The organism is Corynebacterium glyciniphilum AJ 3170, assembly GCF_007673095.1.
GTDB lineage: Bacteria > Actinomycetota > Actinomycetes > Mycobacteriales > Mycobacteriaceae > Corynebacterium.
In genome coordinates this window covers 1-278 of record NZ_VDYZ01000207.1, presented here as the reverse complement: position 1 = coordinate 278, position 278 = coordinate 1, and the positions used below count along the sequence as shown (strand labels likewise).

Below are 278 nucleotides of genomic sequence, written 5' to 3'. Positions count from 1 at the left end.
GGACGGATGTGGTGGGAGACGTGGTGGGGGGTAGGAGGGAGAGGGAAAGGGAGGAAGAGGATGGGGAGGAGAAGGGTGGGGAGGAGGGGGAGGATGGGGTGGGGGAGGGTGTGGGGGATGTGGTGGTAGGTGATGTGGAGGGGGTGAGAGAGGATGAGGGGGAGAGGGAAGTGGGGGGTGGTGGAGAGGTGGTTGAGGGAGTGGAAGGGCGGGGGGTTAGCGGGGGAGGTGGGGAGGAGGAGGGGGTTGGTGGGGGAGGGGGGGGGAGGGTGGGGGGG

At 69.1% G+C, this 278-nt stretch carries 1 protein-coding gene; it reads left to right on the top strand.

Annotation, left to right across the window (positions count from 1 at the left end):
• Positions 1 to 278: hypothetical protein (locus FS507_RS20015; RefSeq protein ID WP_186314770.1), on the top strand; the 278-nt coding region annotated here is incomplete at both ends.